Genomic DNA, 25,303 nt, shown 5'->3' with positions numbered 1-25,303 from the left:
AAAGGCTTGAGGATATGTTTACAGGAATAATTGAACAAGTGTGCGAAGTGGAAGAAGTCGAAGATACAGGACAGCATACCCGATTGCTGGTGAAGAAAGGCATGTTTGATGATCTGAAAATCGGCGACTCCATCAGCATTGACGGTGTCTGTCTGACTGTAACCCATCTGGATGATGAATGTTTCACAGTCGAAATGATCAACAAGACCAAAAATATTACAAATCTCGGCCCGATACACCCAGGGAGCATGGTGAATCTGGAGCGGGCATTGACCATGAACACGAGACTTGGCGGACACTTCGTTTCAGGCCATGTTGATGGTGTCGGCAAGGTGATGCATAAAGAAGCCGATGGCAGCGCGGTTAATATGTATATCCAATGTCCTGGGGAGTTGATGAAATATATGACGGACCGGGTTCTATCGCAATAGACGGCATCAGCCTGACATTATTTGGAGTGCAGCCCGAGCGTTCCGAAATCATTATCAGCCTGATACCTGAAACACAATCCAGTACGACACTTGGAGGCAAGTCGCCTGGCGATGCCGTTAATATAGAGGCAGATATGCTGATGAAGCATGTAGAGCATCTATTATCCTGGGAAACTTTAGAGGCTGGAGAGACGAGGAAAGAGGAGGCACCCATGTTTGATTCGATTGAAGCGGCTCTACAGGATCTTAAGGCCGGAAAACTGATTATCGCAGTAGACGACGAAAACCGGGAGAACGAAGGAGATCTCATCGGTATTGCAGAATTCATCAGCGAAGCTGAAGTGAATTTCATGGCCACTCACGGCCGCGGACTGATATGTGCGCCGATTTCAGCTGACATTGCTGAGGAGGCGGGACTCTCCCTGATGATTGAGGATAGCAGCGATCCTTATAAAACTGCATTTACGGCATCCATCGACCACAAATCATCTACAACTGGAATCAGTGCACATGAACGTTTCAGGACAATTCAGGCCCTGACCGGCAAAACTGTCAATCCAACTGAGTTCAATCAGCCGGGCCATGTCTTTCCGCTCATAGCAAAGGGAGGAGGTGTCCGGGAACGCATGGGTCATACGGAGGCCTCCGTGGAACTTGCACGCCTTACAGGCGCCTCCCAAGTCGGTGTCATATGTGAAATCATGAATGAGGATGGTACTATGGCGCGCGTTGACGACCTGGTTCAATATAAAAGGAAACATGGCCTCAAGATGATTACAATCGAGGCATTGAGAAAATATGTTGAAAAGAAAAGTGCGGTCACTCTGGAGACGACCATAAATATGCCTACCGAATACGGTACGTTTAAAGTTTACGGGTTTATCGATAAAGGGACCGGACAGGAACATCTTGCGCTGGTACATGGAGAGGTGGGCAATAAGACCAATGTCAGAATCCATTCGGAATGTCTGACTGGTGATGTTTTCCGCAGCCTTCGCTGTGATTGCGGTGCGCAGCTCGAAAAAGCCATGAATATCATGAGCCGTGAAGATGGCGTCATATTATATATGAGGCAAGAAGGCCGGGGCATTGGTCTGATCAATAAGATGAGGGCCTATGAATTGATAGAAGATGGTTATGATACGGTCAGTGCGAATGAGCATCTTGGCTTCGATGCAGATCTGCGCACATATGATGCAGCTGCAGAAATGCTCCGGCAATTGGGCATCGACCAGGTTACCCTGTTCAGCAACAATCCAAGCAAGATAAAGGGGCTTGAGGCTGAGGGGATAAAAGTACAGCATAAAAGCCATATCGTTGAATCGAATCTAATCAACCAGGATTACTTGAAGACCAAAAAAACAAAGCTTGGACATATGCTTTAGGAGGAAATGATAATGAATAAAATAGAAGCCAATATGATAGGGACGGATCTGAAAATCGCGATTGTCGCAGGACGGTTCAATGATTTCATCACTTCCAAGCTCATTACCGGTGCCGAAGGTGCTTTACTCAGCCATGGCATCAAATCTGAAGATATCGACCTGTTTCATGTGCCGGGAGCTTTCGAAATCCCGCTCATCACCAAGACGTTGGCCGACTCGGGAAATATGATGCGATTGTAGCATTGGGATGTGTAATCCGAGGGAGCACCACCCATTATGACTATGTGTGCAATGAAGCGGCCAAAGGTATTTCGAACGCTTCTATATCCTCAGGCGTCCCAGTCATGTTCGGGCTGCTTACTACCGAAACGATTGAGCAGGCAGTGGAGAGGGCCGGCACAAAAGCAGGCAATAAAGGGGCCGACGCAGCACTCGGCGCAATCGAGATGGCTAACTTGATGAAGAAAGTAATATGATTATTACACAGGCTTCCTGAGTGGACCGAAAGATATATATTTCAGATAACGTTCATATTTATGGACGCTAAAGCACTTCTTTCCATGGTACGCTGTAAAATACGTACTAAATAAGGAGATGAAGCGAATGAATTTGAAAGTAGGTTTTTTCACGGCCTTAACCTCAGGAGTCCTGTTGCTTTCCGCCTGTGGCGGCGGTGCAGATGACGATCATGAAATGAGCCATGAAAACTCAAGTGGTGATGAAATTAAATCACTGGAAGCCAGTTTGGAAGTGCCTGAAACGGTGGAAGCTGGTGAAACGGCTGAATTTATCGCGCATGTCACGTCCAATGATGAAGATGTGACAGATGCCGACAAGGTTGTGTTTGAAGTCAAAAAAGATGAGGAAAGCATAGAGAAGATTGAAGCTGAACATTCAGAAGCAGGTGCTTATATGATTGACTATACCTTCGATGAACCGGGTGACTATGTAGTCATATCACACGTCGACGCCTTCAGTCTCCATACGATGCCGCAAGAGGAAGTGACGGTGGAATAGACTGTCTGAGGTGCCATCCTTCAGTTTGTAAAGCAGCTGTTTAAGGTTTACAATAGAGGTAGCAATTATCTAGATATGGCGCTTTAATCAGGAGGATAAGATGAATTTGAAAGAGAAGACTTATGTAGTGTCGGATGCTGCTACTCCCCTAGGCAGGGAACTGTCGATGTATCTTGCGCAGGAGGGGGCCAACGTCATTTTGGCGGGGGTGGATTACACTGAGTTGGAAAATCTTTTTGAAGGTCTAAATCAAAGTTCTGAGGGCACGCACAAAGTGGTGTTTTTGGAACAGGCGAAAGAGATAGATTGGGTAGCGACGGTTGAGGAGATCCAACAGGATTACAATACATTGAATGGCATCGTATTGGTTCATAGGATCTTTACGGAGAACCGTTCCGTCTATGATGTATCATTCGACGAATTCAACCAGGTAATGTATGAACATGTATGGGGACTTATCTCGGCATCCGTACATTACGGCCGATGCTGAAGGATGAGAGTGATGCGAAGATCATCAATGTGATTGAGCCGTCATTTGAAGATGTCTTCGAAAGGAACCTCTACTACACAGTTACAGGCGCAATCGAGGCATTGACACATTCTACCGCTGCCGAACTGCGGAGGGAAGATGTGGATGTGTACGCCTTAAGCTACAGGCCTTCCATCCGCTATGAAGAATCGGGGGGCGCTCTTATCACGAAGCGCTCAGCACAATAATGGCCATCCTATACGGGGAAGAGAACATGCCGAATGGAGAAACCATTATAATCAATTAAACAACTGGATACCATCTGATGCCAATCGGGTGGTTTTTTTATTATATTGGATTTTGAATGCTTGAAATTGAAGCATTGACGTGTATAATTGAACATGTGGTTATCGCTGATAATCATTATCAATTAAGGTGGATTAAAATGATATATAAACTGTTCAGGCTAGACATCATGATCATATTATTGATAGTACTTTCGATTGTCTCGATGTTTGTCGGGGTGGTTGAACTTTCTCCGGGAGATTTGTTTAATTTGACGGAGAACCAGAAGAATATCATTATGGAAAGCCGCTTGCCGAGAACAGTTGCGATTATCATTTCCGGTGCATCACTCAGTGTTTCCGGCCTGATTATGCAGCAATTGACACGCAATAAGTTCGTCTCTCCAACGACGGCTGGTACTATGGACTGGGCACGTCTCGGTATATTATTGGCCCTGATGTTCTTTCCGACTGCCAGTCTGCTCGTCAAACTGATTTTCGCGTCGGCACTCAGTCTTTTGGGGACGATGCTTTTTATGCAGATTATTCAACGGGTCCAATTTAAAGATGTAGTATTCGTTCCATTAATTGGTCTGATGTTGGGTAACGTTGTTGCCAGTGTAGCGACATTCCTGAGCCTGAGGACGAATTCGATTCAGTCATTATCTAGTTGGCTGCAAGGTGATTTTTCCATAATCATTTCTGGACGATACGAAGTATTATACATAAGCATTCCTTTTCTCATCATTGCATTGTATTATGCGAATCAATTTACAATTGCGGGGATGGGTCGCGACTTTTCAAAAAACCTGGGGCTCAATTATCAACGCGTGATGAATATTGGGTTGCTTATTACCGCTGTAATCACAGCATTAGTGGTGGTCACAGTGGGCATGTTACCATTTCTTGGCCTGATTATCCCGAACATCATTTCACTATTTCGGGGTGATCACCTGAAGAACACAATTTTTCTGACTGCTGTGCTTGGTGCCGTTTTTGTCATGATCTGTGACATTCTTGGACGCATCATCATCTTCCCGTATGAAATTTCCATCGGCTTGATGATTGGTGTCATAGGAAGCTTCATCTTCCTGATTATGGTCTTCAGGAGGGTGAGATCCAATGCATGATAAGAAGAACAACAGGCGACTCATCATTTTTGCAGCTGCAGCACTCATCATTGCAGGGCTCTACACCTTCTATCAGTTGAACTTCGATATACTCTATTATCAGTTGCCGTCACGTCTAAATCGTGTGGCTACTATGATCATTGTGGGTATAGCGATTGCCCTGTCAACAGTGATCTTTCAGACCATAACCAAAAACCGTATCCTGACTCCATCAATAATGGGGCTCGATTCCGTCTATCTATTTATACAGACGGTAATAGTATTTGTTGCAGGTGCACGCTCTCCTCTGATTACGAACGACAACGTGAATTATCTGGTCAGCATGATCGGGTTGGTAATCTTTACTGTATTCGTCTTCAAGTACCTGTTCAAGATGACAGGGAACCATGTATTCCTGCTGCTGCTGATCGGCATCATTCTGGGTACATTCTTCAGCAGCCTGTCGACATTCATGCAGATGCTCATCAATCCGGATGACTTCCTCGTACTGCAGAGCTCAATGTTTGCCTCATTCAATGCAATCAATGAACAGCTGCTTCTGGATTACCGCTGCCATCGTGCTGGTTATGCTTCTTATAGTACTGAAGGACTTCCATTCACTTGATGTCATCACACTAGGCCGGGATCATGCAATAAACCTGGGTGTGAACTATGATAGGAAGGTGTCCCAGCTGCTTCTCATCATTGCGGTGTTGGTCTCGGTGTCTACCGCACTGGTTGGTCCTATAATGTTCCTCGGTTTGCTTGTCGTAAACTTGGCCCACGAGGTGTTCAAGACATATAAACACCGTTACCTGCTTATCGGTAGTTCACTCATTGCAGTGATTACACTGCTGGTCGGACAGATTTTGACACAGTATGTATTCAACCAGGCAGTCGAGATCAGCGTAATCATAAATCTTGTAGGTGGCGTATACTTCATCATATTAATGCTTAAGGAGAGTCGAAGATGATCGATCTTAAAGGTATTTCCAAATTCTATGGCCAGAAAAGTAGTCAACGACGTATCCGTTTCAATTGCCAAGGGTAAGGTGACTTCTTTCATTGGCCCAAACGGTGCAGGTAAGAGTACAGTCTTGTCCATGGTCACACGTCTTTTGAACCATGACAGTGGAGAAGTTCTCCTGGAAGGTAAAAACATACTCAATGCTCCGAGCGATGCCCTAGCCAAGAAGATTGCGATCCTAAAGCAGTCCAATAATATGGACTTGAAGATTACTGTCAGAGAATTGATCTCTTTCGGTCGTTTCCCTTATTCCAAAGGCCGTCTCACACAAAAAGATAATGAAATCATAGATGAAGCCATCAGCTACATGGAATTGGAAGATTTTGAAGAACGCTATATCGATGAGCTGTCCGGCGGACAGAGGCAACGCGTCTATATCGCCATGACGATTGCCCAAGATACGGAATATATTTTCCTGGATGAACCGCTTAATAATCTTGATATGAAGCATTCAGTGCAGATAATGCAGATTTTAAGGCGATTGGTGCGTGAGCGCAACAAGACGATAATCATAGTGATACATGATATAAACTTTGCCTCATGCTATTCAGATAACATTGTTGCGATGAAAGATGGCAAAATCGCAGTCAGTGGCAAAAAAGATGATGTCATCAAAAAGGAAATACTGGAAGACATCTATGAGATGGATATCAATATAGAATGCATATACGGACAGCAGATATGCGTCTATTTCGATGAGCATGAGAATGCAACTGTAGATGATTTCATCGAGGACCAGGCACGCGCCTAATGAAAGCATAGACATTAAGGGAGGTGATGGGTACTTATCGGATATATGGATGTTTTTAGTGGGGGCTAAAGACACATAGGAAAGAGGAATAGAAATGAAGAAATTTTATTTATTGTTGGCAATCATGATGATCATGGTCCTTGCCGCTTGCGGCAATACTGAAGGTACATCGGAAAAAGAAGCAGCCGAAGGTTCAAGTTCTGATAAGGAGACAGTTGAGGTCAGGAATAATTATATGATTTCTGACGAGTCTTCCGATGACGAAGAAGCGAGTGAGGAAGTTTCCGAAACGGTTGAAGTGACGAAAAACCCGGAAAGTGTAGCTGTATTTGATTATGGTGCACTCTCTACAATAGATGAACTTGGAGAAGCGGAAAGTGTAGCAGGTTTGCCTAAAGGTGAAGGAACAAGTACCATACCCGACCAACTTGATAAGTTTTCTGATGATAAATATGAAAATCTGGGTACTTTGAAAGATCCAAACTTTGAAAAGATCGCAGAACTTCAACCTGAAGTAATTCTTATTTCAGGCCGTCAGGCGACCTCTCAGATGGTAAGCGAATTTGAAAAAGCGGCACCAGATGCTAAAATCCTCTATGTTTCTCCATCCAGCGAGAACTACTTCGATGACATCCGCCACTACACAGAAATGCTCGGCAAGATCTATGATAAATCTTCTGAGGCAGAAGCACTCATAGAAGACTTTGATGCAAAAATTGAAGAAGTCAAAGAAAAAGCTGAAAATGCGGATGAATCAATGATGTTCGTCATGGCTAATGAAGGAGAACTTTCAGTATTCGGTCCCGGAGGACGCTATGGTTTCCTATATGACAATCTTGGCATCAAAACATCCGATGATGAGATTGCCGATAAAGGACACGGCCAAGCAATAAGCTATGAATATATCAATGATAAGAACCCGGACATCATTTTGGCGTTGGATAGAGGAAGTGCCATAGGTGGAGAATCTTCATCTGGCGACGTATTGGATAATTCAGTCATGCAGAACGTGGATGCGATTGAAAATGACAAGGTCGTAGAGCTTGATGCGAAACTTTGGTATCTTGCTTCAGGTGGCGTAATGACGACCATTGGTCAGCTAGAAGAAGTAGAACAAGCTTTGGAACAATAAAAAAAGACCCTAAGGGTCTTTTGAGCCGACCCCGAAAGTTAGACCTAAAATCTAACTTTCGGGGGTTACTTTTATGGCCAAATACAATTTCGAGTTGAAAATGAAAGTGGTGAATGATTACCTGACGGGCAGATACAGCCTGGCGGATATGAGCAGAAAATACAATATCCCGGATCCTAAAACAGTCCTGAAATGGGTCAATGCCTACACCCACCAGGGGAGGCTGGACTATACAGATCCCGCAAGCGCACGCATTACCCTGTTCAATTTAAAATGAATGCGGTAGAGTTGTACCTGAATACGGAGATGTCCTACGCCGATGTTGCCGCCCGACTGGAGATGAACAATCCGGCATTGATTGCTGGATGGGTCGGGCGGTACCGGGAGGCGGGTGTATCGGGACTCTCCATACGGAGGGGGCGGCGATCGCAAATGTCTGATGAACAAAAGCAGCCACGGGAGGGACAGCCGGAGGATGACCGGATCCGAGCACTCGAGGACAAGGTGAAACGACTGGAGATAGAGAACGATTTTTTAAAGGAACTGCGGAGGTTGCGGGAACAGAAAAGCCGGCGACAAACGAAGAGATCTCACGACTCATCCACGACCTCCGGGAAACATACAGACTGAAGGATATTCTTTCAGCCACCGGCTTTCCCAAGGCGACCTACATGTACTGGCAGAAGCGTTTCGACCGTCCGGATCCGGATGCCGAACTCAAGACAGCACTCACCACACTGCGGGAGACGCACAAGGATTATGGCTACCGCCGGATGACAGCGGCACTCAGGAAAGCAGGCCATGGCATCAATAAGAAGAAGGTGCAGCGGCTGATGGCCGACATGCACCTGCAGGTCGAGAGCTACACCCGGCGGACACGCAAGTACAATTCATACAGGGGCACTGTCGGAAAGACCGCTCCGAATCGGATCAACCGCCGATTTGACACACCAATTGCACATCAGAAAATCACCACCGACACCTCTGAATTCAAATACTATGAACGGGATGCTTCCGACAGGCTGGTGGAGCAGAAATTGTATCTGGATCCCTTCATGGATCTGTATAATCGTGAAATCATCAGTTTCAACATCTCAAGGCGGCCGAGTGCTGCAGGTATCCTGTCTGCATTGGCGACTGCCATCGAAGCATCCACAGACTGTCCCTACCGGCGGACCTTCCACTCCGACCAGGGATGGGCCTACCAGATGCAGGCGTATCGGGGGACACTTGAAGCCCAGGGCATATTTCAGAGCATGTCCCGGAAGGGAAACTGCCTGGATAATGCACCGATGGAAAACTTCTTCAGTATCATCAAGCAGGAAATCTACCATGGCAACACCTACCATAGTTTTGAGTCATTGAAACGGGCAATCATCCACTTCATCACATACTACAATACAGAACGGATCAAAGAGAAGCTGGGCTGGCTGAGCCCGATACAGTACCGGGAGCAGCAGGAGCACCAGTTGAAAAGTGCATAAAAAAATAGAGCAGATTTCTCTGCTCTAAAATTTTAACTTTCTGGGTCACTACATTTTTTTATTGTTCATAGCGTTTGAATCGTTTGTAGACAGGTTCGCCGATAATCCGGACTTCCCGGTTCAACCAGGACACCGAATTCATTGAACACTTTGTCTTGAACATGTTTTATCAGTTCTTCATAGTCACTGGCAGAGCCGCTGTCGACGTTGACCATGAAACCAGCATGTTTTTTTGAAACCTCCACGCCACCGACGCGATAGCCCTGAAGACCGGCATCTTGGATAAGTTTACCAGCAAAATTCCCCGGCGGTCTTTGAAAGACACTGCCGCAGGAGGGATACTCCAAGGGTTGCCTCCGTTCCCGCCGTTCCGTAAGATCATCCATGACAGCTTGTATATCATCTTTGTTCCCCGAGCTCAAGGCAAACTTGGCCTCCACCACTACATAACCATTGTCCTGCACCACACTTTTCCTATAACCGAGTCCAAGTTCGCCATTTTTAAGGACGATCTTTTACCAGACTCATCAAGGACAGTAACTTCCAACAGGCAATCTTTCACTTCTCCGCCATACGCTCCGGCATTCATATAGACAGCGCCACCGACACTACCTGGAATACCGCATGCAAACTCGAGGCCTGACAGCGAATAGTCCCTGGCAAAGTTTGAAGCATCGATGATGGCGCGACCGCTGCCGACCGTCAAAACATCGGCATCGACTTCTATATGGTCCAGCTTAAGCATATTGAGAACAATGCCTCTGATGCCTCCATCACGGATGATGATGTTTGAACCATTGCCTAAATAGGTGATTGGGATATGGTTATTGTAGCTGTATTCAAGAACGCGGGAAGCTTCCTCAAAATCATATACTGTGACATAGAAATCTGCTACTCCGCCAGTCTCGGTATATGTATATTTTTTTAGGGGCACATCAGTTTTAAACGTACCATTGACAAGTAAAGCACTTAAATTTTCTGCAATTTTTTTGTAATCCACCTTAATATGTCCTTTCAAGAGAAAATACCTACATAATATTATAATGTAATGGCCCACACATTGCCAATGGAATTGGCGGCACTTCCATTATGTGCTATATTTTATTTGTGGTGCGAGCGTAAGAATCCATAATTATAGGAAAGTGTGGCCTCCATGCATATGAAAAAAGGTATCATAGGCATAATCTTCATGGCTTTATTCCTGTTGGCGAGCGGTTGCGACAGAGGATTTCAAGCAAATTATGACGAGTATATGAGTGATATGAGTACCATCCATGAACTAGACGATGAATTTAACGAAAAAATAAATCAGATTGACCTTGAAGCCTTGGTTGAAGAAACATCAGCAAGGGACCCGGAAATTGATTTGGATAAACTCTCTTCCCTCAATGACATGCTCGGTGAAGAAGTGGAACCGCTCATTGAAGAGATGAACACGGAAATGGAGCAAGTGGAAGTGGTAGAAGAGGATTTACGGGAGATTCATGAAACCTACAAAGAAAGTTTGGAATTGAAAGGGAAATTTGTTGATGAGTTGAATGGATATGTCGAAACATACTATAAATCTGCGCGGTCAAATGAGACATTGATAGAGTTAAGCCAGACGTTCATGGAGAATCAGGAAGAGCGGGATCAGGTGATTGAAGAAATCCGAAAGGGTGAGGAAGAGAGCGAAACTGATGAATTAATCAAACAGATCAATTCAAACAGTGAAGAACTGGATGGAAAATCAGAGCAGCTTAAACAAAATGAACCGCGTGATGATAGGACCACCTACATCAACGAAGTGATATTGCCGCTTGTAGATAGGCACATCCGATCCCTCAACCAAGTGAACCTCGAAACTGAAATTGCTATGCAGGTGAGGAGTTTGACTTCTGGAGATGTATTACGGTTTCGAAAAATATTATCAGGAACGCACGAAGGCCATGGAGTATAACGAGCAACTCCAACAACTCCAGCTCCAGAATATCCTGCCTTATAAGAGTACCTACAGTCAGTTGGACGACCAGTACTGGAAAGACCTGAAGGAAATAGAAGACGGGCTCTAAAAGCCCGTCTTCTATTTCTTATTCTCTTCAGACTGGTTATTATGCATAGGATGGTTCGGATCCTTTTCAATCTTTGAAATGAAGATGTTCCGTAGGATTACCGTAACAATCCAGAAAGCGAATACAGCAAGAAGAATGATTGTAACAGTCGCATTATTTTCAAAATCAAGCATGAACAAAAGGACGATGATCAAGAGAGATGCATTTATAGTATCCAGAAATGTCCATCTTTTCAGTGGTTTATTATTCATATGAATCCTCCAATCGAAGTCATTATAACATAATCCATAATCGGATTTGCCAAATAGTAGCATAAATGATAAGTTATTAAGAGCTTAATGAGAAGTTAATGAGAAGGTGATGAAATGATAACTAAGACAACATCGATTGAGTCATTTCAAAAGTTGTTGCAAGAAAAAAAGAATTTTTTCTTCATGAAGCATAGCAGTACTTGTCCAATTTCAGCAGCTGCCTTCGAAGAGTTCCAAAAATTCCATTATGAAAGGGATATGGACGGCTATTATCTTATCGTACAAAATAACCGTGATCTCTCCGATTATATTGCAGAGAACTTCAACGTAAAACATGAATCGCCGCAGGCGTTCTATTTTGAGAATGAAGAAGTGAGATGGCAAGATTCACATAATAACATTACACTTAAAAACCTTTCTGCCGTTGAAGATTAAAACCAGGACACTGTCCTGGTTTTTTATAATGGATTGAACATCACTCTATTCTCTCCCTGTTTCTTCGCGGCGTGAAGCATATCATCTGCCTCCTTGAACAACCTGCCTTTCGTTTCCGGGGTTACGGGTTGATAAGCGATGCCTATGGACACCGTCAGCCGGACATTCTCGGTTTCGCTGACATGGAAACGCGCCCGCTCGACGCTATTGCGAATCGCTTCAGCCAGGCGCACCGTACGGTCGAATGAGAGATCTTTCATCACCATCGAAAACTCTTCTCCGCTACTCCTGTATAAAGTGCCGCCACTCGGTACATGATTATCCAGTAGATGGGCCATCTGTTTAATCAGGGCATCGCCAGCAGTATGGGTATATTTATCGTTGATCAGACTGAAATTGTCTATATCAATAAGCAGCAGGCTGAGTGTATCGGATTCGTCCATGAGTTCGGTGACCGCATTATCGAGGGATTTAACATTGCCGAGTTGGGTCAGGAAATCTTTGTACTCTTCTTCTTCATACCGTTTCAAAAGGGCAAGGATTGCATTTACATCTTCATACATCATCACGGCAGTAAACATCACCACCGTACTTGCCCCGATGAATAGAAGCATCTGCCATAAGGTAAGGGGCTGAACGAACATATGAATGCTGATTACGTAAAACAGCGTAAAGATGACGGTGGTTGCTGTCAGTGACTGTAGTTTCCGGATACGGACGAAGGGCAAGATCATCATGATGAAAAAATAAAGGATGAAGAATATCAGATAAATCTCCCACTCGAAATCAAAGATCATATGATGAAAGAGGTAGACGACCCCGACAGCGCCGATGATGAGGTGTGTGGCGCTGTACTTGATCAGAATCAACAACGGTATGAAATATAAGCTGAACGTCATCCCCGCCAAGTGCAGTGGCACCATCAACAGCAGAACAGCTATGGTGGTCATCAGCAGTGCCTGGAAAACATCGGAATCCATGAATTTGCGATCTTCGATATACTGCAGGCGATGGAACAGGTAGATACCACTGATCGTGATGGATATATTGAGTACGAAATCGATGAGCATGCCTGTCCCTCCTAAATCTTAACTATTCCAGATCTAGATTTTCACGTAATTCATTTCTTGTCGAATTAAATGAAGAATCATCAGGAATAAAATACCATAGACCATCGTCCAGCCTCTGATCCGTCCCTTCAAGAGTCAGACGCTCTATATTTTGCGCAGCCTTCTGATAGTTGGAACGAAGAGCATTCATCTCCTTGAACGGGATATTGGTACGGACATTCTCACCCATGACATTCAGGATTGAGCCGAAGTTTGCTACTGTTTTGAGGCTGAGCATTTCCTGGCCGATGCTTTCAACTACCTGCTGTTGTCTCTTCTGTCTTCCCGAGTCGCCACCTGCACCTTCGGATTTACGGCTTCTGGAAAAGGCGAGAGCCATATCCCCGTCCATCTCATAGGTTTCGCCGGCTGTAAACTGGTAGCCGGATTGTTCGAAGGTGTCTTCGCTTGTAACCGTGATGCCACCAAGTTCATCGACTATGGTGGTGAACCCATCCATATTTATCGAGAGGAAATGGTCTATCGGCATATCGAGGAAGTTTTCTACTGTACGGGATGCCATCTCAGGACCACCGTAGGCATAGGCGTGGTTGATTTTCTCCACTGTGTCGCGGCCTACAATCTCTGTTCGTGTGTCCCTCGGTATGCTGAGCATGCGGCCTTCATCAGTGTTCGGGTTGAGCGTCACCACCATGATGGTGTCGGAACGCTGGCCCATACCACTTGCATTCCGCGACTCATCATCATCGGTCCCGAAGAGGACGACGGAGATGGGGTCGCCGTCTTTGAAGCTTACATCCGTCTCCCTGAGGTCTGAGGTTTCTGATGTGAACTCATCATCATACATGTCATTTGCAGCACCTTTCAACTGCAGATATACATAAGCGAAAATACCGATCAATACGATGACTGAGATGATGAGCAGAGTAAGTAATATTTTGAGGACGGGATGCATCCCGCCTGTTCTTCTATTCATATTAGATCTCCTTTTTCTTGATTAAGATAATTATACAACGAATTTGAGTGTAATAAAAATTATATATGTAGTAAGATGGATGACCGATACATAATTGAAGGTTAATATGATATAGTGGGTTGGAAATAACTAGTGATGGTGATGGAATGTATACTCTATTTTTATTGACGGTTTCGTTTCTTATTTCATTGATTCTGACACCGCTCTTCATATGGGGTAGTCGTAAATTTGGTTTTGTCGACTATCCAAACAACAGAAAAGTCCACCGGACACCCATTCCATACCTTGGTGGTGTGGTGATTTTGATATCGTTCATTATTGGGGTCATCATCTCACGTCCGATAGAAGCTGAATACAAGGCAATCATATTCGGCGGAATCGTCATCGTGATCGTAGGCATCATCGATGATAAATATGATCTCAAACCTGGCCTTAAGCTAGTAGGGCAGATTGCAGCAAGTCTGGTCCCGGTATTTTATGATGTGGTGATCGACAGTGTGACTCCATTTGGCATCGAAATCGAATTCGGTGTATTCTCCATTCCGATAACCATCATCTGGATAGTCGGCATCCTGAATGCGATCAATCTGATAGATGGATTGGATGGGCTTGCTACAGGAGTCTCCGTAATCGCCCTTTCAAGTATTGCGTTCATCACGATTCTCCAGGGCAATATTTTTGTCATGATGATCTGCGCAATCCTTATCGGAGCGTGTATCGGGTTCCTGGTGTACAATTTCCATCCAGCAAAGATATTTCTTGGTGATAACGGGGCGATGCTGCTCGGTTTCATAATCAGCGTGGTATCGTTGATGGGCTTTAAGAACATCACCCTCATTTCACTGTTCTTCCCAATCATCATCCTCGCAGTCCCTTTCATCGACATGTTCTTCGCTGCGTTAAGAAGGTATCGCAGTAATGTCTCCCTGGTCAAAGCGGACCGTAGCCACATCCATCATCGGCTGCAGAATCTTGGGTATTCGCATGCTGAAAGTGTAGTGTTGATCTATTTCATCGCGCTCCTCTATTCCGGTGCGAGCATCATCCTCTATTTTTCTACGATACCTGGCGCCATCATCATGTCGCTGCTTTTGATCCTCACAACCGAGATAATCGTTGAGGCGATCAATCTGGTGGACAGCGACTGGAAGCCGGTCCTTAACTTTGCCAGAAGATTTTCCACCGCATACTGCCATAATCAGCTGACGGCACTTTCAGCCTGGATGATATCCATCTCTTCCAGGTTGGAAGTGTCTTTTGTGATTTCTTTGAGACGGGTGCGGAAAAACTCCATATCATCAATTTTCACATGGAGTAGGTATGCAACCTTATCGGTATATGAAATGTCTTTGATTTCAATATCCGTATCAGCAATTGTGTGCTCGAACCTACTGGTATAGGTATAATCCATGGTCACTCTGCATGGCACTACATCGATTTCGATCACTTTGCCTGCTGCCTCAACTGCTTTGGCTGCAGCTCCGGAGTATGCACGTATCAGTCCGCCGGCCCCTAATTTTATCCCGCCGAAGTAGCGCGTGACTACAACCGTGACATTATAAAGAGCTTCTCTTTTCAACACTTCCAGTATGGGGACGCCTGCTGTGCCTGAAGGTTCACCATCATCATCCGCCTTTTGGATCATTGCACTCTTTGTAATGATGTATGCGCTGCAGTTATGGGTCGCATCCCTATGCTCTGCCTTGATTGAAGCGATGAATGCCTTTGCTGCTTCTTCTGTATCAGTGCGTGCAATGTATGTGATGAAGCGTGATTTATTGATGACGGTTTCAACAGATTCATCGGTTCTGTTCATATATTCTTGTTCCATCCATTTTCACCTCTTAAAAACATATTAACACATGGACGAAAGCGATTGGAATGTAGTAAACTGTTATCAAGTGTGAATCGGGAATTGGAGGGGCGAGTATGAAAATAGCGGTGGTTGTGGACTCTACGTCCTATCTGCCCGAAGGGCTTAAAAAGAAGTATGATATCCGTACCATCCCTCTTAATGTAGTCATTGGAGATACAGCCTATAGGGAAGATGAAGATATAGATGCAGACGCATTCTTTGAAAAGATGAACGAGATGGCCGACCTGCCTGGCACCAGTCAGCCGTCGATAGGCGACTACATCCTACTCCTTGAAGCTTTGAGGAGTGAGGGATATACGGACGTCATCAGTGTGCATCTGTCGAGTGAGATAAGCGGAACCTATCAGAACGCCATGGCAGCCGGAGAGAGTGTCGATGGGATCAAGGTCCATGCCGTCGACACAGAGATCGCCTGCTATGTGCAGGGCTTCATGGCTCTTTATGCGGCTCAGCATAAGGACGACATGCCCTTGGATGGTCTGATGGATCGGCTGGAGGACATGAAGCGGAAAAGCATACGAATGCTTATTTCGTAGTAGACACATTGACGAACCTTCAGAAGGGAGGGCGCCTATCGAACGCCCAAGCAATGATAGGCAGCCTGCTGCAGGTCAAGCCGATACTGGAATTCCAAGATGCGAAGATCGTACCCTTCGAAAAGATACGGACTAAAAAGAAGGCTTTAAAACGCGTAGAAGAAATCTTTGCGAAGGAAATGGAAAAGCATAAAGGTAAACCGGTGACTGCTGTGGTCATCCACAGCAACGCTGAAGAAGAGGGCAGGCGTTGGATGGAGAAGCTCCAGTCGGAGTATCCGGATATTACGTTTAGATTGAGTTATTTTGGCCCTGTCATTGCGACGCACCTTGGTGAGGGTGCGTTGGGCTTGGGTTATACCACTTTTGAGGTGGATACAGAATATTAGTGGGAAGGCGCAGTTTGTTTACTGCGTCTTTTTTTAATGGGAAAGGGAGCGGATAAATGATATTGGAGCGGACAGGTACAATACTCTTTAAAAATGAAGGTGTCGACATCACCATTCCAAAGTGTCATCGCTGTGGCAATGGGCGACGTGAGTATTTTTACACATATCGATCGCCTCTGCACGAAAGAAAGGTATCCTACTGCTTGAAATGCGTGAATCTAGGGCGTGCAGACACAATGACACCATTATACTGCAGCACATCCGTAGACCGTTGCGACAGTGCCGGGTACATTTTCGATTTTGAACTGACGGAGCAGCAGGCGTATGCTTCAGACAGGATCATCGGGGCCTTGGAGGGGCGTCAGCATCTGCTTTTATATGCAGTGACTGGTGCGGGCAAGACTGAGATGACGTTTGCGGCTGTTTCACGGGCAAGGCAGAATGGAATGAATGTTGCCTTTGTCTCCCCGAGGATCGATGTGGTAAAAGAAGTATACATCCGGTTGGGGCGGGCCTTTTCGGGCAGTGCCATCAGCCTCATGTATGATGGCGTCAAACAGGTGCGCGGTCATCATTTCGTCGTATGTACCATCCATCAGCTCTATAACTATATCGATCATTTTGATTTTGTCATCGTCGACGAGACTGACGCTTTCCCCTTGCCGGAAGATCCGCTGCTCATGCAATCGATCAGCCGGGCGTGCAGGGAGGGGCATCGATCATTTATATGTCTGCAACCCCGTCACGAAAACTGATCAGGCGGGTCGGTAAAGAAAACGTGGTGATTCTACCGGAACGCTATCATGGTTATAAGCTCGCCATACCGAATATACGGTATATCGACGTTAGAAAGGGTGTCTACAGGAACAGGGTGCCCGCCGTCTGCATAAAAGAACTGGAAGGTGTCTTGAATGCCGGGAGGAAGGTGATGGTGTTCTTCCCGGACATTGCATTGATGAAGAAGATGCATCAGCTGATGCTGCGCGAATTCCCAACAATCGAGACAGTGTATAGTGCTGATCCTGACCGCGACGGTAAAGTGTCCCGTATGCGGGCGGGGAAACTGATATTCTCTTTACGACCACCATATTGGAACGTGGTGTGACGTTCGATCGGTTGGATGTAATCATCATCCATGCAGAAAGATTCAGCAAAGAGAGCCTTGTGCAGATGTGCGGTAGGGTCGGGAGGAAATGGACAGACCCGATCGGTAATATTTGCTTCATGGCTGCCTATAGGACCTCTTCCATCACGGCTGCACAGAAGATGCTCAAATCCTTCAATGCAGGAAGCATCAGGATATGATCTGCCTATACTGTCATTCAAACATCCAAGAGGAGCCTGATATAATCACCCTTTTCAAGAAACCCAGCCCTCTATGCCTCGTTTGCCGGGAACTGCTGACAGAATGGCGTACCGGTCTGCGCTGTGATTTCTGCCACCGCCTGATGGAGGAAGATTGGCATAAATGCATGGATTGTGATTTTCTGAAGCGGCGTTTCACGCCACCCGCCAAGATTACTTGCCTCTTGGAATACAATCAAACGGTTAAGATGCTGTTCCATAGATATAAATTCATGGGCGATTACGCACTGTCAGAAGTTCTCGCGGAGCTGCTGGATATAGATCTGCAGGGATACGATGCCGTCATCCCCATCCCGTTGTCTGAAAATCGGTTTAGAGAACGCGGATACAATCAGACGGCAACGGTGCTTGAGCAGAAACGGATAGTCTATAAAGAAGCGCTTGTCACGACCGATAGGGCCAGACAGTTGGAGTTGAGTAAGGTGCAGAGGGTCAATGGGGAAAACCCTTTCAGTCTCTTAAACGGGAGTGGACTACGTGGCCAACGCCTACTGTTGGTCGATGATATATATACGACCGGCATGACGGTGCACCATGCCCTGGAGAAACTCTACACCATTTCCCCAGCCTCAGTTGATGTGCTAACGTTTTCCAAAGCGTGAACATTCTGATATAATGAAGGTAGCAAGAATAACGTACTCAAGGAGGGGTTTCATCATGATAAGATGTGAAATTCGAGGAGAGAACATTGAAGTAACCGACGCCATCAGAAGCCACATAGAAGAAAAAGTGGGCAAACTGGAACGTTACTTCACCAATGCTCCCAATACACACGCTCATGTCAACATCAAGACCTATAATAACAAGAAGGCTAAAGTTGAAATCACAATTCCTATGAAAGACCTGACTCTGCGGGCTGAAGAGAGCCATGATGACCTGTATGCAGCCGTCGACCTGATCATCGACAAGCTGGAGAGGCAAATCAGGAAGCATAAGACCAAAATCAACCGTAAGTTCAGGGAGAAGAATCCGGAGCAGGATTTCCTGGCAACACTTGAAGCGGCAGATAACGGTGATGAAGAAGCGGAAGAGACATCTGAAATAGTACGTTCAAAGCAATTCCAGCTTAAACCGATGGATTCTGAAGAAGCAGTGTTGCAGATGAATATGCTCGGCCATGATTTCTTCATCTTCAACGATAGGGAAACTGATGGTACAAGCATTGTCTATAAACGCAGAGACGGTAAATATGGTCTTATCGAAACCAATTAAAGAGTGGTTGCATGCTTTTTGAGACCTGTTAAAAGGATCCCCCGGCTATAGTCGGCCAGGGATCCTTTTTGATTGCTTCATTTTATTTTTAGCCCATTTAGTGCTATTATTATTGAATGAATATAGAGTGAAATTAGTGAGGAGAGAAATCCATGGGTATTTTGGACAAAGTCTTTGACGGCAATAAACGGGAGTTGCGTTCTCTCCAGAAGATCGCAGAGAAAGTCGAGGCGTATAAAGAAGAATTCGCTAGATTGTCGGACAGCCAACTGCAGGCGAAGACGGATGAATTCAAAGCAAGGCTTGCCGAAGTTGAAGATGATAAAGAAGACAAGATGCTTGATGAAATTCTTCCTGAAGCATTTGCAACAGTCAGGGAAGCTTCAAAGCGGACGCTTGGCCTTGAGCCGTATCCAGTACAGATTATGGGGGGCGTGACGCTTCATAAAGGCGATATCGCTGAAATGAAGACCGGTGAAGGTAAAACACTCACAGCAACGATGCCCGTATATCTGAATGCACTGACCGGCAAAGGGGTTCATGTAATCACTGTCAACGAATATCTTTCCGCCACCCAGATGGAAGAAATGTCCGTCCTCTACAATTTCCTCGGGTTGAGTGTAGGATTGAACATGAATGCCAAAAACAGTGAAGAAAAAAGGGAAGCTTTTAATGCCGATATAACATACACGACAAACAATGAACTTGGATTCGACTATTTAAGGGATAATATGGTGACATATAAGAAAGACCGTGTCCTACGCACACTGAATTATGCGATCATCGATGAAGTCGACTCCATTTTAATCGATGAGGCGCGTACACCACTGATCATCTCCGGTAAAGCTGACCAGTCGAATACACAATATATCAGGGCCAATGCTTTCGTTAAGATGTTAAAGGAGGATGAAGATTTCACATATGATGTGAAAACGAAAAACATCCAATTGAACGATGAAGGTATGGAAAAGGCCGAGAAATGGTTTAAAGTCGACAACCTGTACGATGTCAAACATGTTAACCTTCTGCACCATATCAATCAGGCGTTGAAGGCTCACTTCTCCATGCAGAACGATATCGATTATGTGGTGGAAGACGAAAAGATCGTCATAGTCGATCAGTTTACAGGAAGAAAGATGAAAGGGCGCAGATTTTCCGATGGGCTGCACCAAGCTATCGAAGCTAAAGAAGGCGTCGATATCCAAAACGAATCAAAAACGATGGCATCGATCACTTTCAGAACTTCTTCAGACAGTTCAATAAGCTCTCGGGCATGACCGGTACAGCCAAGACGGAAGAAGAAGAATTCCTCAATATATACAACATGAAAGTAACGGTCATTCCGACTAACAAACCACTTGCGAGAATCGACCGCACCGATAAGATATATTCGACCAAGGAATTCAAATTCAAGCATGTGATAGAAGAAGTGGTTGAACGCTATCGATTAGGTCAGCCGGTCCTGATCGGTACGGTCGCTGTCGAGACAAGTGAGTACCTATCTGAGATGCTCCGTAAAAAGGGGTCAGGCACAATGTCCTTAATGCGAAGAACCATGGACGAGAAGCTGAAATAATCGCCAATGCAGGTAAAAAAGGTGCTGTAACCATCGCCACGAATATGGCCGGACGTGGGACGGATATCAAGCTCGGTGAAGGTGTGACTGAACTAGGTGGGCTGGCCGTTATAGGAACAGAGCGACATGAATCCCGCCGCATCGACGATCAGTTGCGCGGCCGGGCAGGCCGTCAGGGGGACGTTGGAGTCAGCACATTCTACTTATCCCTAGAAGATGATCTGATGAAGCGGTTCGGGTCGGAACGCATGCAGAACACCATGCAGCGACTGGGTATGGCGGAAGAGGAATTGACTTCCAAAATGATTTCCAGGGCAGTCGAATCGGCGCAGAAACGTGTAGAAGGCAACAACTTCGATGCACGTAAGAAGTTGCTTGAGTATGACGATGTGCTGCGTCGTCAGAGAGAAATCATCTATGAAGAACGTAATGAAGTAATAGATGAAGAAGATGTGCGCGCCCAGTTGATGGGGATGATTGAATCCTCCGTCGAACGTACCGTAGACTATTATATTCTGGAAGATGAAGAGCTTATAGATTATCAGCAGTTTGTCCAGACTGTCGCCGATATGTATCTATGGGAAGAAGAAATCACTGTTGATGAAATACGTGGACGTGAAAATGAAGAAATCACAGCCCTTATCCTGGAAAAAGTGCAGACGGATCTCGCGGCGAAGGAAGAGAAGCTCGGCTCGGAAAAGATGCGTCTATTCGAACGTATGATGATGCTGCGTACAATCGACCAGAAATGGGTTGAGCATATAGATAGTATGGATCAGCTGAGGACGGGCATCCATCTGCGCTCATATGGCCAGATCAATCCTCTTAGGGAGTACCAGAATGAGGGCTTGCAGATGTTTGAAGACATGCTTGTCGCGATAGAGGACGATACAGCACGATATGTCATGAAGACGGAAGTCAAATCTGATGAGGAAATCAAGCGTGAACAAGTCATTGCAAAAAATGAAATGCATGCAGGGACAGTAAAGAAAAAGCCAAAAAAGGCCCAGTGAAGAAAGAGATGAGGGTAGGTCGCAATGACCCATGCCCTTGTGGGTCAGGAAAAAAATATAAGAATTGTCATGGTAAATAAGAGAAAGAAGGGTATTTATGGAAATTCATGAAATCAGGAACTTCATTACGGAGATGCACGGTAAATTAGATGACTTTAGGGGGTCTCTTTGACTTAGAGGAAAAAGAAACACAGATAAAAGAGTATGAAGAGCAGATGACCGACCCGGGTTTTTGGGATAATCAGGAAAAGGCGCAGGAAGTCATAGATAAGAACAACAATTTGAAGAAAGTTGTAGATGAGTTCCATGCCATCGAGGAAGCCGTTGAGGATATGGAAGTATCCCACGAGCTGCTCAAAGAAGAAGAGGATGAGGAAATGTATCAGGTACTTGAAGAAAATGTTGATCAAGTACGCGCCAAAATCGACAAATTTGAGTTGAACATGCTTCTGAACAATGAACATGATGAACTGGATGCGATTCTCGAACTGCATCCCGGCGCAGGGGGCACCGAGTCCCAAGACTGGGCCGAGATGTTGCTTAGGATGTATCAACGGTATGCCGACCAACAGGGCTTCAAAGTCGAGACGCTCGATTATCAGTCAGGGGACGAAGCCGGGGTGAAAAGTGTGGCACTACTCATCAGAGGGTTGAACAGCTATGGGCTGCTAAAAGCTGAAAAAGGGGTTCACAGGCTGGTGCGGATATCCCCATTTGATTCATCTGGGCGGAGACACACATCTTTTGTTTCTTGCGAAGTCACACCACAATTCGACAATAAGGATATTGAGATTGAAGTTAAATCAGACGACATCAATGTGGATACGTACCGCTCCAGTGGAGCCGGGGACAGCATGTCAATACATCCGATTCAGCTGTCAGAATCACGCACCATCCAACCGGAATCGTCGTGACCTGTCAAAATGAACGGTCCCAGATCAAAAACCGGGAACAGGCGATGAATATGCTCAAGTCCAAACTTTACCAAAAAGAACTTGAGGAGCGCCGCGCGGAGATGGATGCCATCAAAGGAGAACAGAAGGAAATAGGCTGGGTAGTCAGATTCGCTCCTATGTATTCCACCCATACTCCATGGTAAAGGATCACCGCACAAACATGGAGGTGGGCAATACCGAAAAGGTGATGGATGGAGATATTGGTCCCTTCATCAATGCCTACCTGCGCATGACGATGGATCAAAATTAAGTTCCGGCGTCCATACCCTACAGTATGGGCGTTTTTAAATATTCAATTAATGTTTATCTCACTCTTGTAGATGGGTAATAGACCTATATAGTCTATATCATAATGTAAAGGAGACAGTGTAATGAAAAAATTCTGGTTACTTATGAGTTTTGCATTGGTTCTTGTCCTCGGCGCTTGTGGAGGGTCTGGAGATGAGGAATCCACAGAAGAATCGACTGGTGAAGCAAGTACCGAGGAAGAAAGTAGTACGGAGGAAAGCAGTGCAGCTTCTGGAGACACAGAACTTGCCAAGCAAGCATATGAACAAAATAACTGCATGAGCTGTCACGGTGAAAATCTTGAAGGCGCATCCGGTCCAGCACTTACGGACGTAGGCAGTAAGATGTCTGAAGATGAAATACGTACACAAATTGACGAAGGTGGAGACGGCATGCCTGGTGGTCTCGTTTCAGATGAAGAGGAAATGGATGCCTTGGTAAAATGGTTGTCCAGCCAAACAGGTGAGTAAGCTGTTCGATTATGACATAAAAGGTGACGTCCAGTGATGTTGCCTTAAAAACCGAAAACATAGAATTATGAGTAAAAGGCCACTGACTGGAATATGAGCCGACCCCCGAAAGTTAGACCTAAAATCTAACTTTCGGGGTTACTTTTATGGCCAAATACAATTTCGAGTTGAAAATGAAAGTGGTGAATGATTACCTGACGGGCAGATACAGCCTGGCGGATATGAGCAGAAAATACAATATCCCGGATCCTAAAACAGTCCTGAAATGGGTCAATGCCTACACCCACCAGGGGAGGCTGGACTATACAGATCCCGCAAGCGCACGCATTACCCTGTTCAATTTAAAATGAATGCGGTAGAGTTGTACCTGAATACGGAGATGTCCTACGCCGATGTTGCCGCCCGACTGGAGATGAACAATCCGGCATTGATTGCTGGATGGGTCGGGCGGTACCGGGAGGCGGGTGTATCGGGACTCTCCATACGGAGGGGGCGGCGATCGCAAATGTCTGATGAACAAAAGCAGCCACGGGAGGGACAGCCGGAGGATGACCGGATCCGGGCACTCGAGGACAAGGTGAAACGACTGGAGATAGAGAACGATTTTTTAAAGGAACTGCGGAGGTTGCGGGAACAGAAAAGCCGGCGACAAACGAAGAGATCTCACGACTCATCCACGACCTCCGGGAAACATACAGACTGAAGGATATTCTTTCAGCCACCGGCTTTCCCAAGGCGACCTACATGTACTGGCAGAAGCGTTTCGACCGTCCGGATCCGGATGCCGAACTCAAGCCAGCACTCACCACACTGCGGGAGACGCACAAGGATTATGGCTACCGCCGGATGACAGCGGCACTCAGGAAAGCAGGCCATGGCATCAATAAGAAGAAGGTGCAGCGGCTGATGGCCGACATGCACCTGCAGGTCGAGAGCTACACCCGGCGGACACGCAAGTACAATTCATACAGGGGCACTGTCGGAAAGACCGCTCCGAATCGGATCAACCGCCGATTTGACACACCAATTGCACATCAGAAAATCACCACCGACACCTCTGAATTCAAATACTATGAACGGGATGCTTCCGACAGGCTGGTGGAGCAGAAATTGTATCTGGATCCCTTCATGGATCTGTATAATCGTGAAACCATCAGTTTCAACATCTCAAGGCGGCCGAGTGCTGCAGGTATCCTGTCTGCATTGGCGACTGCCATCGAAGCATCCACAGACTGTCCCTACCGGCAGACCTTCCACTCCGACCAGGGATGGGCCTACCAGATGCAGGCGTATCGGGGGACACTTGAAGCCCAGGGCATATTTCAGAGCATGTCCCGGAAGGGAAACTGCCTGGATAATGCACCGATGGAAAACTTCTTCAGTATCATCAAGCAGGAAATCTACCATGGCAACACCTACCATAGTTTTGAGTCATTGAAACGGGCAATCATCCACTTCATCACATACTACAATACAAAACGGATCAAAGAGAAGCTGGGCTGGCTGAGCCCGATACAGTACCGGGAGCAGCAGGAGCACCAGTTGAAAAGTGCATAAAAAAATAGAGCAGATTTCTCTGCTCTAAAAGTTTAACTTTCTGGGTCACTACAATATTCCAGTCAGTGGCCTTTTAATGCCTAACATTATATTACGCTGTATTTCAGTGATTTCTTTTACATTACAAGTGTATTACAAAGGCACAAATGGCTGATATTCTGTGCTATAGTGTGCATCGGAGTCACAAAGAAAC

Annotated in this window: 23 protein-coding genes and 9 pseudogenes; 26 read left to right on the top strand and 6 right to left on the bottom strand. The window is 45.7% G+C overall.

Features of this window, described 5'->3' with window-relative positions; all coding sequences use genetic code 11:
- Positions 1-14 precede the first annotated feature (14 nt).
- The 12 genes and pseudogenes from ACYF68_RS12785 to ACYF68_RS12730 all read left to right on the top strand — a co-directional run bounded on the left by ACYF68_RS12785 (position 15) and on the right by ACYF68_RS12730 (position 9,089).
- A complete protein-coding gene (locus ACYF68_RS12785; protein ID WP_461047285.1) occupies positions 15-431 on the top strand; it encodes a riboflavin synthase family protein in 417 nt (138 codons plus the stop codon).
- The gene (ribB, locus tag ACYF68_RS12780) at positions 380-1,816 is read left to right on the top strand and encodes a 3,4-dihydroxy-2-butanone-4-phosphate synthase (protein WP_461047284.1); all 1,437 of its coding nucleotides are present in this window, start codon (positions 380-382) and stop codon (positions 1,814-1,816) included. Before ACYF68_RS12785 ends, ribB begins: the two co-directional genes overlap by 52 nt.
- A gap of 12 nt (positions 1,817-1,828) precedes the next feature.
- A pseudogene (gene ribH, locus ACYF68_RS12775) lies at positions 1,829-2,292 on the top strand (6,7-dimethyl-8-ribityllumazine synthase).
- Positions 2,293-2,419: 127 nt separating this feature from the next.
- Positions 2,420-2,833 (top strand): FixH family protein, encoded by a 414-nt coding sequence (locus ACYF68_RS12770; RefSeq protein WP_461047283.1) that lies wholly within the window; start codon positions 2,420-2,422, stop codon positions 2,831-2,833.
- 100 nt (positions 2,834-2,933) lie between these two features.
- Positions 2,934-3,323 (top strand): SDR family NAD(P)-dependent oxidoreductase, encoded by a 390-nt coding sequence (locus ACYF68_RS12765; RefSeq protein WP_461047282.1) that lies wholly within the window; start codon positions 2,934-2,936, stop codon positions 3,321-3,323.
- Positions 3,281-3,550 (top strand): hypothetical protein, encoded by a 270-nt coding sequence (locus tag ACYF68_RS12760; protein ID WP_461047281.1) that lies wholly within the window; start codon positions 3,281-3,283, stop codon positions 3,548-3,550. The genes ACYF68_RS12765 and ACYF68_RS12760 overlap by 43 nt, the downstream gene beginning before the upstream one ends.
- Before the next feature lie 197 nt (positions 3,551-3,747).
- On the top strand, positions 3,748-4,716 hold the full coding sequence (locus tag ACYF68_RS12755; RefSeq protein WP_380569216.1) for an ABC transporter permease: 969 nt from the start codon (positions 3,748-3,750) through the stop codon (positions 4,714-4,716).
- Positions 4,709-5,320 (top strand): iron chelate uptake ABC transporter family permease subunit, encoded by a 612-nt coding sequence (locus ACYF68_RS12750; RefSeq protein WP_461047279.1) that lies wholly within the window; start codon positions 4,709-4,711, stop codon positions 5,318-5,320. The genes ACYF68_RS12755 and ACYF68_RS12750 overlap by 8 nt, the downstream gene beginning before the upstream one ends.
- Positions 5,283-5,669, top strand: coding sequence for an iron chelate uptake ABC transporter family permease subunit (locus ACYF68_RS12745; RefSeq protein ID WP_461047277.1), 387 nt, complete (start codon positions 5,283-5,285; stop codon positions 5,667-5,669). The genes ACYF68_RS12750 and ACYF68_RS12745 overlap by 38 nt, the downstream gene beginning before the upstream one ends.
- Positions 5,666-6,473 (top strand): annotated as a pseudogene (locus ACYF68_RS12740) (iron ABC transporter ATP-binding protein). Before ACYF68_RS12745 ends, ACYF68_RS12740 begins: the two are co-directional and overlap by 4 nt.
- Before the next feature lie 94 nt (positions 6,474-6,567).
- A complete protein-coding gene (locus ACYF68_RS12735; RefSeq protein WP_461047276.1) occupies positions 6,568-7,605 on the top strand; it encodes a siderophore ABC transporter substrate-binding protein in 1,038 nt (345 codons plus the stop codon).
- Between the two features lie 73 nt (positions 7,606-7,678).
- Positions 7,679-9,089, top strand: a pseudogene (locus ACYF68_RS12730) (IS3 family transposase).
- Between the two features lie 58 nt (positions 9,090-9,147).
- Here the strand turns inward: ACYF68_RS12730 and murB are convergent.
- Positions 9,148-10,089: pseudogene (gene murB, locus ACYF68_RS12725) on the bottom strand (UDP-N-acetylmuramate dehydrogenase).
- Positions 10,090-10,242: 153 nt separating this feature from the next.
- Here murB and ACYF68_RS12720 point away from each other — a divergent pair.
- A complete protein-coding gene (locus ACYF68_RS12720) occupies positions 10,243-11,028 on the top strand; it encodes an EMYY motif lipoprotein (RefSeq protein WP_461047274.1) in 786 nt (261 codons plus the stop codon).
- A complete protein-coding gene (locus ACYF68_RS12715; protein ID WP_461047273.1) occupies positions 11,018-11,140 on the top strand; it encodes a hypothetical protein in 123 nt (40 codons plus the stop codon). The genes ACYF68_RS12720 and ACYF68_RS12715 overlap by 11 nt, the downstream gene beginning before the upstream one ends.
- Before the next feature lie 11 nt (positions 11,141-11,151).
- On the opposite strand, the gene ACYF68_RS12710 is transcribed toward ACYF68_RS12715, so the two are convergent.
- Positions 11,152-11,391, bottom strand: a complete 240-nt coding sequence (locus ACYF68_RS12710) for a hypothetical protein (RefSeq protein ID WP_461047271.1) — start codon at positions 11,389-11,391, stop codon at positions 11,152-11,154.
- Between the two features lie 114 nt (positions 11,392-11,505).
- Between ACYF68_RS12710 and ytxJ the strand changes: the two genes are divergently transcribed.
- Positions 11,506-11,826 carry a bacillithiol system redox-active protein YtxJ gene (gene ytxJ, locus ACYF68_RS12705; protein WP_461047269.1) on the top strand — a complete coding sequence of 107 codons (321 nt, stop codon included), beginning with the start codon at positions 11,506-11,508 and terminating at the stop codon, positions 11,824-11,826.
- Between the two features lie 23 nt (positions 11,827-11,849).
- Here ytxJ and gdpS read toward each other — a convergent pair whose 3' ends face one another.
- Both gdpS and ACYF68_RS12695 read right to left on the bottom strand, forming a co-directional pair.
- Positions 11,850-12,896, bottom strand: a complete 1,047-nt coding sequence (gdpS, locus tag ACYF68_RS12700) for a GGDEF domain-containing protein GdpS (RefSeq protein WP_461047267.1) — start codon at positions 12,894-12,896, stop codon at positions 11,850-11,852.
- A gap of 22 nt (positions 12,897-12,918) precedes the next feature.
- Entirely contained in the window at positions 12,919-13,872 is a 954-nt protein-coding gene (locus ACYF68_RS12695) for an LCP family glycopolymer transferase (protein ID WP_461047265.1), read from the bottom strand.
- Between the two features lie 146 nt (positions 13,873-14,018).
- On the opposite strand from ACYF68_RS12695, the pseudogene ACYF68_RS12690 reads away from it, so the two are divergent.
- Positions 14,019-14,678: pseudogene (locus tag ACYF68_RS12690) on the top strand (glycosyltransferase family 4 protein); the annotation flags it as partial.
- A 392-nt stretch (positions 14,679-15,070) separates the two neighbouring features.
- Here the strand turns inward: ACYF68_RS12690 and ACYF68_RS12685 are convergent.
- The gene (locus ACYF68_RS12685) at positions 15,071-15,703 is read right to left on the bottom strand and encodes a YigZ family protein (protein WP_461047263.1); all 633 of its coding nucleotides are present in this window, start codon (positions 15,701-15,703) and stop codon (positions 15,071-15,073) included.
- Between the two features lie 98 nt (positions 15,704-15,801).
- Here ACYF68_RS12685 and ACYF68_RS12680 point away from each other — a divergent pair.
- From ACYF68_RS12680 to ACYF68_RS12665, 4 genes and pseudogenes are all read left to right on the top strand, one after another.
- Positions 15,802-16,673 (top strand): annotated as a pseudogene (locus tag ACYF68_RS12680) (DegV family protein).
- Between the two features lie 236 nt (positions 16,674-16,909).
- Positions 16,910-17,428, top strand: a complete 519-nt coding sequence (locus ACYF68_RS12675; protein ID WP_461047262.1) for a DEAD/DEAH box helicase family protein — start codon at positions 16,910-16,912, stop codon at positions 17,426-17,428.
- Complete coding sequence (locus tag ACYF68_RS12670; RefSeq protein ID WP_461047260.1) at positions 17,401-17,778, top strand: hypothetical protein; 378 nt, start codon at positions 17,401-17,403, stop codon at positions 17,776-17,778. The genes ACYF68_RS12675 and ACYF68_RS12670 overlap by 28 nt, the downstream gene beginning before the upstream one ends.
- Positions 17,763-17,978: a hypothetical protein gene (locus ACYF68_RS12665; RefSeq protein ID WP_461047258.1), complete on the top strand. Its 216-nt coding sequence runs from the start codon at positions 17,763-17,765 to the stop codon at positions 17,976-17,978. Before ACYF68_RS12670 ends, ACYF68_RS12665 begins: the two co-directional genes overlap by 16 nt.
- A gap of 71 nt (positions 17,979-18,049) precedes the next feature.
- Here ACYF68_RS12665 and ACYF68_RS12660 read toward each other — a convergent pair whose 3' ends face one another.
- The gene (locus ACYF68_RS12660; protein ID WP_461047256.1) at positions 18,050-18,238 is read right to left on the bottom strand and encodes a hypothetical protein; all 189 of its coding nucleotides are present in this window, start codon (positions 18,236-18,238) and stop codon (positions 18,050-18,052) included.
- Between the two features lie 12 nt (positions 18,239-18,250).
- Here ACYF68_RS12660 and ACYF68_RS12655 point away from each other — a divergent pair, with 12 nt between their 5' ends.
- From ACYF68_RS12655 to ACYF68_RS12630, 6 genes and pseudogenes are all read left to right on the top strand, one after another.
- Positions 18,251-18,640 carry a ComF family protein gene (locus ACYF68_RS12655; RefSeq protein ID WP_461047254.1) on the top strand — a complete coding sequence of 130 codons (390 nt, stop codon included), beginning with the start codon at positions 18,251-18,253 and terminating at the stop codon, positions 18,638-18,640.
- 55 nt (positions 18,641-18,695) lie between these two features.
- On the top strand, positions 18,696-19,250 hold the full coding sequence (gene hpf, locus ACYF68_RS12650) for a ribosome hibernation-promoting factor, HPF/YfiA family (protein ID WP_380570004.1): 555 nt from the start codon (positions 18,696-18,698) through the stop codon (positions 19,248-19,250).
- A 152-nt stretch (positions 19,251-19,402) separates the two neighbouring features.
- Positions 19,403-21,919: pseudogene (secA, locus tag ACYF68_RS12645) on the top strand (preprotein translocase subunit SecA).
- A gap of 17 nt (positions 21,920-21,936) precedes the next feature.
- Positions 21,937-23,045 (top strand): annotated as a pseudogene (gene prfB / locus ACYF68_RS12640) (peptide chain release factor 2).
- Between the two features lie 121 nt (positions 23,046-23,166).
- Complete coding sequence (locus tag ACYF68_RS12635) at positions 23,167-23,553, top strand: c-type cytochrome (protein WP_461047252.1); 387 nt, start codon at positions 23,167-23,169, stop codon at positions 23,551-23,553.
- Positions 23,554-23,699: 146 nt separating this feature from the next.
- Positions 23,700-25,110, top strand: a pseudogene (locus ACYF68_RS12630) (IS3 family transposase).
- Positions 25,111-25,303 lie beyond the last annotated feature (193 nt).

The sequence above is a fragment of the Salinicoccus sp. CNSTN-B1 genome, from assembly GCF_054792835.1.
Note: the sequence above shows the minus strand (reverse complement) of the source record. Positions and strands in the feature narration are given on the sequence as shown.